General features: G+C 60.5%; 13 protein-coding genes. 11 read left to right on the top strand and 2 right to left on the bottom strand.

The features are described 5' to 3' along the window. Positions 1–26 precede the first annotated feature (26 nt). The 3 genes from BLV41_RS06890 to BLV41_RS06880 all read left to right on the top strand — a co-directional run bounded on the left by BLV41_RS06890 (position 27) and on the right by BLV41_RS06880 (position 2,540). Positions 27–1,169 (top strand): hypothetical protein, encoded by a 1,143-nt coding sequence (locus BLV41_RS06890; protein WP_139244238.1) that lies wholly within the window; start codon positions 27–29, stop codon positions 1,167–1,169. After that, positions 1,166–1,639, top strand: coding sequence for a DUF1990 family protein (locus BLV41_RS06885; RefSeq protein ID WP_074711134.1), 474 nt, complete (start codon positions 1,166–1,168; stop codon positions 1,637–1,639). The genes BLV41_RS06890 and BLV41_RS06885 overlap by 4 nt, the downstream gene beginning before the upstream one ends. A 151-nt stretch (positions 1,640–1,790) precedes the next feature. Beyond that, positions 1,791–2,540: a YceI family protein gene (locus BLV41_RS06880; RefSeq protein WP_083360632.1), complete on the top strand. Its 750-nt coding sequence runs from the start codon at positions 1,791–1,793 to the stop codon at positions 2,538–2,540. 14 nt (positions 2,541–2,554) lie between these two features. Here the strand turns inward: BLV41_RS06880 and BLV41_RS06875 are convergent, their stop codons facing one another. After that, positions 2,555–2,767: a helix-hairpin-helix domain-containing protein gene (locus BLV41_RS06875; RefSeq protein ID WP_244516773.1), complete on the bottom strand. Its 213-nt coding sequence runs from the start codon at positions 2,765–2,767 to the stop codon at positions 2,555–2,557. Between the two features lie 205 nt (positions 2,768–2,972). Between BLV41_RS06875 and BLV41_RS06870 the strand changes: the two genes are divergently transcribed. The 8 genes from BLV41_RS06870 (at position 2,973) to BLV41_RS06835 (ending at position 11,171) form a co-directional block, all read left to right on the top strand. Continuing rightward, positions 2,973–3,782 carry a metal-dependent hydrolase gene (locus BLV41_RS06870; RefSeq protein WP_074711131.1) on the top strand — a complete coding sequence of 270 codons (810 nt, stop codon included), beginning with the start codon at positions 2,973–2,975 and terminating at the stop codon, positions 3,780–3,782. 89 nt (positions 3,783–3,871) lie between these two features. Beyond that, positions 3,872–4,510 carry a phosphoribosylanthranilate isomerase gene (locus BLV41_RS06865; RefSeq protein WP_074711130.1) on the top strand — a complete coding sequence of 213 codons (639 nt, stop codon included), beginning with the start codon at positions 3,872–3,874 and terminating at the stop codon, positions 4,508–4,510. A gap of 166 nt (positions 4,511–4,676) precedes the next feature. After that, entirely contained in the window at positions 4,677–5,843 is a 1,167-nt protein-coding gene (locus BLV41_RS06860) for an ROK family transcriptional regulator (protein ID WP_074711129.1), read from the top strand. A 106-nt stretch (positions 5,844–5,949) separates the two neighbouring features. Further along, positions 5,950–6,828, top strand: coding sequence for an ABC transporter permease (locus BLV41_RS06855; protein WP_083360630.1), 879 nt, complete (start codon positions 5,950–5,952; stop codon positions 6,826–6,828). Between the two features lie 11 nt (positions 6,829–6,839). Continuing rightward, positions 6,840–7,637, top strand: a complete 798-nt coding sequence (locus tag BLV41_RS06850; RefSeq protein WP_074711128.1) for an ABC transporter ATP-binding protein — start codon at positions 6,840–6,842, stop codon at positions 7,635–7,637. 74 nt (positions 7,638–7,711) lie between these two features. Further along, complete coding sequence (locus BLV41_RS06845; protein WP_074711127.1) at positions 7,712–8,737, top strand: aliphatic sulfonate ABC transporter substrate-binding protein; 1,026 nt, start codon at positions 7,712–7,714, stop codon at positions 8,735–8,737. Between the two features lie 7 nt (positions 8,738–8,744). Then, complete coding sequence (locus BLV41_RS06840) at positions 8,745–10,259, top strand: sulfatase family protein (protein ID WP_074711126.1); 1,515 nt, start codon at positions 8,745–8,747, stop codon at positions 10,257–10,259. Between the two features lie 342 nt (positions 10,260–10,601). Further along, positions 10,602–11,171 carry an NADPH-dependent FMN reductase gene (locus BLV41_RS06835; protein ID WP_044570552.1) on the top strand — a complete coding sequence of 190 codons (570 nt, stop codon included), beginning with the start codon at positions 10,602–10,604 and terminating at the stop codon, positions 11,169–11,171. Here the strand turns inward: BLV41_RS06835 and BLV41_RS06830 are convergent. Further along, on the bottom strand, positions 11,168–12,334 hold the full coding sequence (locus tag BLV41_RS06830; protein WP_074711125.1) for an SGNH/GDSL hydrolase family protein: 1,167 nt from the start codon (positions 12,332–12,334) through the stop codon (positions 11,168–11,170). The two genes, BLV41_RS06835 and BLV41_RS06830, sit on opposite strands and share 4 nt — an antisense overlap. Between the last annotated feature and the right edge of the window lie 15 nt (positions 12,335–12,349).

Here is a 12,349-nt window from a genome sequence, read left to right as displayed (position 1 = left end):
CAGGCGCGGCGCGCTAGGCTGGCCCCATGTCACCAACTCGCCCGGCATTGACCGCTGCCGACCTCCTCTCCGGTCCGCGCGGCAGGCGCCTGTGTCTGGAATTTGCCGGACTTACTGCCGCACTGGATGCGGTGGAATCGTGGGAGGGTGGCTTCGCCCATGCCAGGTCTTACGTAGCCTGCGAGCTGGACCCGGGACGAGGGCAGTCGGTAGTCCTAGTGGGCGGTGATGCCGCGCAGCCCAAATTTACGTCCGCCGAAGTGGTGGCCCTCTTGGATGCTGTGTCGCTCTCCACTCCCCCTGGGAATGTCCTGCTGCAGGCCCTCGTGGAGACCGCCAGTACCGCCCGCTACTGGCGGGAGCCGGACGGCGGGTACAAGCTCGCGGCGACCCCCGAGATGCGGCGGGCGCTCATCCGCTTTGCTCAGGCAATCGTTGAATCGCCCCACGCGTCCAGGTGGACCGACCCTGTAGTGGTAGACGGGCAGTGGATCGTCACCCTCACGGAGGAGCCTCCTCGCCCACGGCCGGAATCCGGGCCTGCCGCCGAGGCGCTGGAGCAGGCCAGGCTGAACCTGATCTTGGAAGAATTCACCGCTGCCCGGGACCGCCCCGCCGATCCCACAGCGAATTGGAGTGAAACGTGGTGGTCACGACCCGAAGGCGTTACCGGCAGCACCAGCGCAATGCCAGGGCAGGGCCCCCTTGGCCTAAGGCTCGTTGAAGACGGCATGGGTGAGCGGGCGGCGACAATCGAAAGGCTCGACGCGCCAACCCGCCCTCACGTCTATGAGATTGACTCCCCTGATGCGTGGGCGCAGCTGTGCCGCGAGCAGCCAATCACTGTCACCTGCTCCAAACGCCACGACTGGTGCCGCACCACGGGTCGCTCCGGTGCGTGGGTCATGCCCGACTGGTCGCGCCTGCAAAGAACGTACGACGGCGTTCACCTCTCCGTGGGCGGGTACCTGAGAACTGCGGGACAAGCCATCCCTGTCAGCGAGGGCTTTGCTGCCGTACTTACCGGCTGGGACCCGGACACCACGTATTGGCTCCGGGATGTAGAACCCATTCCCGGCACACGGCAGGCATGGGAGCGAGACCGGGAGGGCCTGTGGAGCGCTGCGGCCAGTATGGAATCCACTGCGGAATCGGGGCATGAGGCATGACTGAGCCTGCCAGTCTCAGCTGGACCCCGCCGGACGGAAGCCGGCGGCCATTCGAGATCACCGCCGTCGTAGGTTACGGCGATGATGCCTGGAAGCGCGCAGCGGAGGACGTACTCCGCTGGAAAGTCAAGACGCGCAGCGGATTTCGTGTGGATTCAACGGGTCCGGTGGTGGCCGGCGAGCGCGTGACGGTCACGGTCACTGCTCTGGGTGTAACCGTTGTGGAGCCGGTAGAAGTTGTAGCAGTTGTTCAGAATGATGCACGCGTTGGCTTTGCCTACCGCACGTTGCCCGGACACCCGGTAAGCGGCGAAGAAGCGTTTATTGTCCACCGAGTTGGCCGGGAGGTGCGCCTGACCCTGCGCTCCCTCACGCGTGCCGCTCCGCAGCAGCCTTGGCGTGGTCTATTTCCTTTACTCCTGCTTGCTCAAAGAATTGTGCGCCGACGTTACCTACGTGCGCTGCGATGATATCCCAGCAGGAATAGCCAGGCCCGAAATTAAATTCGAATATATCTTCGAATTGCGGATGTGTCAGCGCGGTCGTTTGCGTTGTAGCGCCCGTACAGGGGCGTCCTGCGAGCTTCACAGTGTTTCCACAGGACGCGCTGAAAATATCATTTTGACAAGTGAAACCAATCGAGGGGCAGGCACCATGCGCAAGAAGTGGATCATCATCTCAGTAGTTGCTGTTCTGGTCATCATTGGTGGCCTGTGGGGCGGCACAGCTATTTATGCCAGCCTGGAAAACAGCAAAGCGCCCGACCAGCTCACCCTGTCAACGCCTACCGCGAACGCAACTGCAACCGGACAGTCCTCGGGCGGCGCCAATGACACCGCGCAGGCCACCGCCGACGCTGGCAATCTAGCTGGCGAGTGGAACATCGCCGACGGCTCCCAGGCGGGCTACCGAGTCAAGGAAGTTCTCAACGGAGCCGACGTTACAGTTGTTGGCCGCACCGACAGCGTTGAAGGAACTGCCGCGATTGAGGGTACGAGCCTCACGGCGGCGAAGGTGAGCGTTGATCTCACGGGTGTCACCACGGACAACAGCAGCCGTGACAGCCAGTTCCTGGGCATCCTCAAGACCTCGGAGTTTCCCACCGCAACGTTCACGCTAACTGAGCCGGTTGACATTGCCGCGGTTGGCAGCGGAATTGCCAGCGTCAAGGCAGTAGGCGACCTGACGATCGCGGGGACCACAAAATCAGTCACGGTTGATATGCAAGCTCAGACCACCAGCAATGGTGTGGAGGTTCAGGGATCCATTCCCATCACGTTCACCGATTTCGGGATTGCGGCACCGAACCTTGGCTTTGTGAAGGTGGAGGATGCAGGGGCGATCGAAATGCTGCTCCAACTCAGCAAATAATGCATCTGAGCACGCTATGGTGTGGGTTCAGCGAAGCCCGACCCGCGCTGCTCCAGTTCCGCTTGCAAGATTCGGATGGATTTGGGGCCAATCCCATGCAGGCGCAACAACTCCGCGGCGCTGACCAGTGCAAGTTGATCGAATCGGGTGAACCCGGCCAGCTCAAGTGCACGCATGGCAGGTTTACCAATGGATGGTGGAAACTCGGTGGTACCAGGACTCGTCACTAGGTACTTCCTTTCAGTGATGCGGGATGGAAATCCCATTCTTACCCAATTCTCAACGTGAGAGCCCCTTGGAGGGTGCCAACGCGTGGGCCAGATCACCCCCGTCCGGGAATGTCGGCGGCGGCACATAGGGTTGAACAAGCAGGTTTTGTCCACGTATTGCGGGATCAGAACGAAGAACCCGAGAATGCAAGGACGTATCCCCATGATGGGTGCCCATCACGCCGCCAGCGGAGCAGCCGTATGGCTGGCTCTTACCACCACGTTCGACGTCGACCTGACTCCCGTCGTGAGGGTGTTCCCGGCGGTCCCAGAACACATCACGCTGGGCATGGGACTCATGGACGTCTCCCCCGCAGGCGTCGTCGCAGGAGCCTTGGTCGCGGCCGGCGCCGCACTGGTACCGGACGCGGATCACCGTCACGCGACGATCGCGCACTCGCTACCGCCGCTCTCGAACATGATGTGCATTCAAGTCGGCCGGCTATCCGGAGGGCACCGACACGGGACACATTCAATCTTGGGGCTGGCCGTCTTCGTTGCCATTGCCGCGCTCGCAGGTATGTGGCGAGTCGAGCTGACAGATTTTGGCACCATCTACCCAGGTGCGGGAATCCTCGCCGTGCTTTTGGCTTCTTTCGCGGCAAAATCACTCAAGATCATTCCGGATACGATGCGGAAATTTCCCTGGGTTTTGGGACTGGCCGTCGGGGCATTCGTGACGTTCTTCGCCCCGCAGGAACCCTACTGGTTCCCGATGACGATGGCACTTGGTGTTGCCACGCACATAGTTGGCGACATGCTGACAACGGGCGGGTGCAATTTGCTCTGGCCACTACGAATCCGACCGCCGCGCTTCCTGCGGAAGGTGCCGCTCGTGAAAAAATTCTGGCGCCCCAGCGGCAACATTGCACTGCCCATCTTGGGCAACGCGGGATCGGTCAGGGAGTGGCTCTTGCTGGTCCCCCTCAGTGGCTATGTCATCTGGGCCATAGCGGATGCCGTGTTTTCCTGAGTGCAGGCATCCCCAACTGTTAATATGGCCATAGCGGCAGCATGCCAGCGCAGCCTTTAGGGAAATAGCCAGACGGGAATCCAGAACCGATGTCAGCCTTGTACGTGAAGATTTGCGGTTTGCAGACTGCCGAAACCGTTGATGCGGCCGTCCAAGCAGGAGCTGACGCCATTGGCTTTATCTTTGCACCGGGTAGTCCCCGCACAATTAGCGCTGAAACGGCGTCAGAACTGGTGCGCCAGGTACCCCAGGATGTTGAGACGGTGGGGGTTTTTCGCAATCAAGATATCGACGAGGTCATTGACATGGCCCGCACTGCCGGCGTAACCACGGTCCAGCTCCACGGCGATGAATCCCTCGCCGACATGCAAGCACTTCACGGGGCAGGCTTCCGCACCCTCCGCGCATTCTCCGTTGATGCGTACAACGCCCTCGATGACGGCCAAAGGCTCAGTTGGGCAGCGGAGCGGATCCTGCTCGACGCCGTCGAGCCCGGAGCCGGCATTGCCTTTGACGCCAGCTCACTTGAGAACGGGGGGCCCCAGGGATTCTGGCTCCTCGCCGGTGGCCTGAACCCTGCCAATGTTGCCAGTCTGGTTCACGCACTTTCACCCACGGGCGTGGATGTCTCAAGCGGCGTGGAATCGCGCCGAGGCGTCAAGGACTCCCAGCTCATCCGGGATTTCATCCACGCTGCGCGTCACCAGCCCTCCTTGCCTGCAGGCTAGCCAGCCCGGCGGGCTGCAGTGCTTCATGTGCCTGTGAAAGTGTCGCGGGCGGCCGGCGATTAAGGATAATAGACTTTACATAAACATGCCCATGACTCTCTTGGTGAGATCCAGGGGCCTCTTGAAAATATCAACGAAGAGTTGCCATCATGGAAAGCGAGGGGACGTGCTTACACCTGACGAGGGCGCATTGCAGGCGGTGCGGCGGCGACACGAATTGCGTGTCTTGGAGTCGCTCATTGCCCACGGAAATCGAACGCGGCGAGAACTTGAGAGCGACACCAGACTCTCACGCACCACCCTGTCTGCCATCGTCAGCGATCTGCGGCACCGCGGCGTCATCAGTGAGCGCGATCAGGAAGTCGTGCCGGGAGGACGCAATGGGCGGCCCACCAAGACTCTCTCCCTGGACCCCAACGCGGGTGCGGTCGTAGGTATTGAGCTGGGGCGTCGCCGCATTGGCATCTCGGTTCAAGGCTTCGACGGCTCCCCCGTGACCAACGAACTCCGTGACATCCCGAGCTCGCTGGGGTTGGATTCCAAGGTGGAACTGGCTGCGGAAATGATTCGCGAACTTATTGCCGCGGGACGGATCAAACCGGAAGCCATTATTGGCACCGGCATTGGCATCGCCAGCCGCCACGCCAATCCAGCGTCCCTCTTCGACGGCGAAAATCATCAACTTGACCCTCAAGGGGCAACGCTTGATGCGCTGCGCGCCGTCCTGCCTGGCCCCCTCTTGTGGGATAACAATATTCGCCTAGCGGCCATGGCTTATGGCCGGGACAGTGATGAGCTGTTGTACGTGGTGCTTTCCGCTGGCGTCAGTTCAGCCATCGTGACAAACGGGACCCTGCTTCGCGGTGGAAACGGCATCGCAGGAGAACTGGGGCACGTTAGTGTCGATTTTTCCGGTCCACGGTGTTGGTGTGGGCGGCACGGTTGCTTGGAAAGCTTCATCAATGAAGCGAACGTGCTTGCCGAAGCTGCCCACCGCGGCCAGTCATTCCCTTCCATTGCCGCATTGGCAGAGGCGGCGGCTGAGGGCAACGGCATTGCCGCCAACATCGTTGACTGGGCTGGTGAGTTGCTGGCACGCGCCATGGTTGGGGCGACCGTCCTGCTCGATCCGGGCCGTGTGGTGATTGCCGGTGAGCTTTCACAGTTCGGGGAGCCTCTCCTGGCGCCCCTTCGGCGCGCCCTGGCTGAACAACACTTGGATCTTGGTTCGCGAGTCATGGACATTGGCGTGGCCCCATTTGCGCCGACTGCTGGCAGTGATGGAGCGGCACGGATGGCCCTCAGTCGTTGGGCCATGACGTCCGGCCAGTAGCGGCCCGAGATCGTCACTTAAAGCAAAAAAGGGCACATTGCGTCACGCAAAGTCTATTTATGTAAAGAGCGTTGACATTACGTGATCCGTGTCATAACTTGGTGCCATGGCAACAAAAGACACCGTCACCTCGGTCTGCACCCCACCTTCCCGCGACACCGTTTCCTCGTCCGGCCCCCGTGGTGCGGACTCTCCCAAGATCGCCAAAGCCAAGAGCGAAGCACGCACCCGCAAGCTCAGCCGCAAGGCACTGCTTGCAATCAATGTTGTTTCTGTTGCGGCCGGTCTGGCCCTGTGGGCCGCGTTGGCAGCCACGGGCATGGTTGGACTGCCCGGACCTCTCGAGGTACTTGTCCGCGGCGGGGAAGTCCTGGCCGATGGCACGCTGGCCGAAGATACCGGTGCCTCCCTGGCCCGCGTTCTCAGCGGATTCTTGATTGGCAGCTTGCTGGCCGTCCCCGTGGGATTCCTCATGGGCTGGTATCAGGTGGGCCGGGCCATCATCGAACCCTGGGTCCAGTTCTTCAGGACCATTCCTCCCCTGGCCCTGCTCCCCCTCGTCATGGTCACCATGGGAATCGGTGAAACCCCAAAGATCTTCGTGATCTTCCTTGCCGCATTCCTCTCCTGCGTGATCTCCACATATCAAGGCGTGGTCAGCGTGGACAACACCCTCATCAACGCCGCCCGCGTGCTCGGTGCCAACAGCTACGTGATCTTCATGCGTGTAGTGGTTCCAGCGTCCTCACCCTTCATCCTGGTGGGCATGCGGATTGGACTCGGCGCCGGCTGGGCAACCGTGGTTGCAGCCGAGCTCCTCGCGGCTCCCAACGGACTCGGCATGCGCATGCAGCAAGCTCAGCAGTTCTATGACATGCCAACCATCCTCGTCAACGTAATCGTCATCGGAATCCTAGGTCTGGTCATGGACCGCCTGCTCCTGATGATCGAAGCCCACCTGACCCGCTGGCAAGAACGCCGCTAAGGACTTTTCCCATGACAAGCAATACTCAGAAGGCCATGATCCGCTTTCAGGATCTCCGCCAGGAATTCACTCTTACGGGCACTACTTTCACGGCCCTCGACGGCGTGAATCTCGACATTGCGGACGGCGAATTCGTGACCGTGGTTGGCCCGTCGGGCTGCGGCAAGTCCACCATGCTCAACGCGGCAGCCGGACTGATTCAACCCACCAGTGGCCAAGTTCTGGTCGACGACCGGCAGGTGCAGGGGCCGAGTACGCGTACAGGGGTCATCTTCCAGCAATATGCGCTCTTCCCGTGGCTCACCGTCCGCAAGAACGTTGAGTTCGGTTTGGAACTCAAGAAGGTTCCCACAAAGGAACGTCGCGTGATTGTGGACCACTACCTGGAGCTGGTCGGCCTGACCCGCTTCGCCGAGGCCCTGCCCAAGGAGCTGTCGGGTGGCATGAAGCAGCGGTGCGCCATCGCGCGTGCCTACGCCGTGAACCCCGAAATCCTGCTCATGGATGAACCCTTTGGTGCCTTGGACGCGCTGACCCGGGTGCACATGCAGGAGCAACTGCTGGAGACCTGGACCAAGGAACGCCGCACAGTCATGTTCGTCACCCACGACGTGGACGAATCCGTGTTCCTGGCATCACGCGTGATTGTCATGGCCGCACGTCCGGGGCGAATTTTCAAGGAAATCAAGGTCGATCTGCCCTATCCCCGCACGGAAGAGATGCGCCTTTCCGATGAGTTCGCCAAACTTCGCTCCGAGGTATGGGCCGCCGTGTACCACCAGCCGGGTGTTGCCGAAGCGCACCAATAAAGTCACACCGCTTCACCCTTTATAGCTCCCCTCACCGTTCAAACAGTGCCCTGTGCACACAATCAGGAGGACCCATGTCCACGTCATTCTCACGCCGCAACGTACTTCAACTTTCCTTGGGTGCAGCCGCCATTTCACTATTGGCCGCCTGCAGTGCCAAGGACGACGGCGCGAAGGCCGCCGGAGCCGCTGGCAAGGAAGCGGTGGAGATCAAGGTTGGATACATCGCCGATTACAACGGGGCTGCGTTGATGGCCGTGGCGGACCAAGAAGGGTTGTGGGCCAAGGCAGGCCTGGCGCCCAAGTACCTGCCCTTCACCAACGGCCCCTTGGCTATCCAGGCGCTGGGCACGAACAACGTTGATGTGGCCTACATTGGCTCCGGGGCGTTGTGGTTGCCCGCCTCAGGCAAGGCCGAGATTTGGGCTGTCAACTCTGTGTCCAATGCCGACCGCATTATTGCCCAGGCCGGAATCAACTCCTTGGCGGACCTCAAGGGTAAGAAGCTTGCCGTGCCCACGGGAACCTCCGGAGACCAGCTGTTCACCCTGGCTTTGGAGAAGGAAGGCCTGACCCGTGACGATTTCGAGGTGACCGCCATGGAACCGCCGGCCATCGTCGCGGCCTTTGCCGCAGGCCAGATCGACGGCGCAGCACTCTGGTACCCGCTCATCGACAGTGCCAAGAAGGGCAAGCCGGACCTGGTGGAGTTGTTCTCAAATGAGGACTTCATTGACCAGTTCACGTTCCCGTCAACTTTTGTTGCCGGTCCAGGACGCGCAGCCAAGGACAAGGAGTTGGCCACAAGTTTCATTTCCGTGATCAAGGCCGCCAACGATTACCGCCTGGCAAATCAAGAAACGACCATTTCAGCCACGGCCACATTCCTCAAGCTGAAGGATGCGGATATGGCCTCGCAGGCCAGCGTCGCCAAGCTGTTCACCTCCAAGGAACTTGAAGGGCTTTCCGCCGAAGGCACCATTGACACCTGGTTGACTGCGCTCCAGGAACAGTTCAAGGCTGCTGAGAAGATCCCCGTTGTTGTTGATCCGAAGACGTTCTACAACTCGGAGCTCTACGTCAGCGCCCCGGCGGCCTGAGACCTCAATGACTTCTGCAACGCAATCTGCACAACGCCAGAACATGCTGTTCCTGATGACGGACCAGCAACGTATCGACACCTTGGGATGCTACGGGAATACGTCCCAACACACACCCAACCTTGACCGCTTGGCGGCCCGGGGCACCACCTTCGACCGCGCCTACACGCCCACGGCTATCTGCACACCGGCGCGGGCCAGCCTGCTCACGGGTTTACAACCTTTTGAACACGGCCTGCTGGCCAATTATGAATGGAACTCGGGGCACCGCGAGGAGCTTCCAGACGGTCTGCCCACGTTTTCGGCAGCCTTGTTGGACCAGGGCTACCGGCTGGGCCACGTTGGCAAGTGGCACGTTGGCAAGGACCGGGGGCCCGAACACTATGGTTTCGAAGGAATTCACCTGCCTGGCGCATTGAACGTCTTCGACGATCCCGGCTACGAGGGCTGGCTGGCGGCAAACAACCATCCGGACTTCCACATCTCCAGCCCCGTGTACACCACGCGGGCGGACGGCAGCCAGGGCCACCTGATTGCTGGTGTTACGGACCAGCCCACGGAAGCTACCTTCGAGGCATTCCTCGCGGATCAGACCATCGCAAAACTGCGGGAATTCGCTGCAGGAGCGCTGGCGCAGGAGGACGCGCAGCCGTTCTTCCTTTCCTGCCACATCTTTGGCCCACATCTGCCCTATCTGATTCCACAACAGTGGTACGACATGGTGGATCCCTCCACCATCGAATTGCCCGGTTCCTTTGCCGAGACGTTCCACGGCAAGCCCATGGTGCAGCAGGCCTATGCCGAGTATTGGTCCACTGACTGCTTCACGGTGGAAGAGTGGAAGAAACTCACGGCCGTCTACTGGGGCTACGTATCCATGATCGATCACGAAGTGGGGCGCATCCTTGAGGTGTTGGATGAACTGGGGCTGAACGATTCCACGGCCGTCATGTTTACCGCAGACCACGGCGAGTTCACGGGTGCACACCGGCTCAATGACAAGGGTCCGGCCATGTATGAGGACATCTACAGAATTCCGGCGATCCTTGCCCTCCCCGGAGAACAAGAACGGCGGGAAGACCGGTTTATCAGCCTGCTGGACTTCACAGCAACATTCCATGAGATCGCCGGGGCGGATGCCTCCGGTGTTCGCGGCCGCAGCCTCCTGCCGCTGGCACACGGGGAGGACGTTGAGGGCTGGCGTGAGGACATCCTGTGTGAATTCCATGGACATCATTTCCCGTATGCCCAGCGCATGATCCGCAACAAGGAGGTCAAGTACATCGCCAATCCTGAGGGCATTGACGAGTTTTACGACATGATCGCCGATCCGGACGAACTCATCAACGCCATCAACGTCCCGTTCTATCGCGAGCAGGTGGCCACCATGCGCCGGGCCATGTACCACCAGCTCAATGCCAGGGGCGACAAATTTGGCCAGTGGCTGGCGTTTGCCGGGGACATTCCTGAAGGCGAACGCGTGCGACCGGTCACCGCCGTCGAACGTTTCATCACCCAGTAAATCAACCCAAACGGATGCCTCTTGCGGTCCAAGGGATGTAAGGGAGCAATCGATTGAAAGCATTGTAAAGAACCACGACGGCCACCGCCTCCAGAGTTGAACCCCAACTGCGGGGCAACACGGCGGCCAAGGTGATCGACGTCGACGTACCAGACACTAAATCACGAAGTTCATTGAGAGAGCCGGGAACCTCGTCAGAAGGTGCTCGGCTCTCTCAGTGCCCTGTGGATTCACCGGTGGGTCCCGTGGTGAAAGGAATCAACCATTGATGGATGTGTGGAGTGGGACTACATTGATCTCGGAGGCAGCAGCCCCGCATCAACGGTGATGGAGGAGAAACCCATGAGCTATTCAGTGGGAGTGTTTGTTGGAAGCCTGGCACAGGATTCGATCAACCGGAAGCTTGCCAAGGCCTTGTTTAAGTTGGCACCGGACGGCATGGATCTGGTGGATATCCCCATTGGCAACCTGCCGCTCTACAACCGTGATTTCGACGCCGATTTCCCGCCAGAGGGTCGTGCATTCAAGGAGGCTGTTGCTGCCGTGGACGCCCTCTTGTTCGTCACCCCGGAGTACAACCGCAGCGTACCTGGTGTCCTGAAGAATGCAATCGACTGGGGGTCACGCCCGTGGGGAAGCAATTCCTTTGCCAAAAAGCCCTCGGCTGTCACGGGTACCTCCCCCGGCCACATCAGTACGGCCGTGGCGCAGCAACATCTGCGGAGCATCCTCTCCTTCGTGAATTCACCCGAGCTGGCCAATCCCGAATGCTACATCCACTTCACCGAGGGCCTCATTGACGACGACGGCAATGTCACGGTTGCATCCACCGAAGAGTTCCTGCGGGGCTGGCTGAATGAGTTCCATCTGTTCATAGCCAAAGTGGTTGGTGCACAGCAAATCACGCTTTAGCTCAGCGGGCCTCCGGCGCCGAAGGCCATGCTGGCGAACCGTTCCCCTATGAGCTGGTGCGTTGCTGTGTCCGGATGCAACGCATCAGGGAGGGGATGTTCGCCGGAGTCCGCCTCACCATAGAGGTCCAAGCCGTCGAGGTAATACAAGTTGGCATCATCGGCGGCACGTTGGGCAACAATCTTTTGCAGCTCGTCACGAATCACTCGAAGTGTAAGCTTCCCAGCGGCAATCTCGGCTGGATCGCCGGTTGCCACGAATTGCATCGATCCTGCCGCGAGGGCATCCATATCGAAGGCGCCAGGGCCGGGGGTCTCTTCGTGGATGCCGCAGAAAATTGGCGAGATGACCAGCAACGGAGTCTCCGGGTGACCTTCACGGATCGTGTCAAGGAATCCGTGAACCGCTGGGCCAAGGGCCCGCCTTCGCATGAGGTCCAGGTTCACCAGATTGATGCCCATCTTCACGCTGATGAACTGGGCCGGCGTATCTCGCATGGTCCGCGCCATGAATGGATCCAACAGTGCACTCCCGCCAAATCCCAAGTTGGTTAGCTCAACATTGCCTGCCTTGGCCGCAATGGCCGGCCAGATCGCGGTCGGCCGTGTGGCGTTGGACCCATGGCTGATGGAACTGCCGTGGTGCAGCCACCTGGGCCGGCTCACCGGCGCCGGCGGTTCCACCTCGGCATTGCTGCGCAGCTCCACGAGCTCGGTGACCTCACTGTGTGGTAGCCAGATCTCGATGTTCTTCATGCCTGAACGGAGTTGAGCGAAGCGGCTGGTGCAGACGGGCCCCTGGTCCTGGCTCATGGATCCGGTGGCCATGTCAATGACTGTGGCATCCCCACCGTGAGTCACGGCGCTGTCCACAAGGTCGCCATTGACCAGCAGCTCAATGATGCCATCGGGGCGAGGTGGTGCGCCGCGATACATGATTCGGGTTCGGAGCGTATCCAGTTCGAGCTCCGTCGCCTCGGTGCGGAAGGCGATCTTGACCCCTGAGGGCTGAGATTCCACCATCAAGAGCTGCGCGTCCCCACCGGCCTGGGCCCGAGCCCAAGCAGGCAGCCGGTGCGGAAGCATCCCCCGGTGGGTGGTTTCCAGCTCGAGCGCTCCCCTGACAAATACGGCGGGGATGGGTCGTGTTGTTGTCCAGCTCAAAACGTGTCTGCTCCA

Origin of the sequence: Arthrobacter alpinus, assembly GCF_900105965.1 — a bacterium.
GTDB lineage: Bacteria > Actinomycetota > Actinomycetes > Actinomycetales > Micrococcaceae > Specibacter > Specibacter alpinus.
Note: the sequence above shows the minus strand (reverse complement) of the source record. Positions and strands in the feature narration are given on the sequence as shown.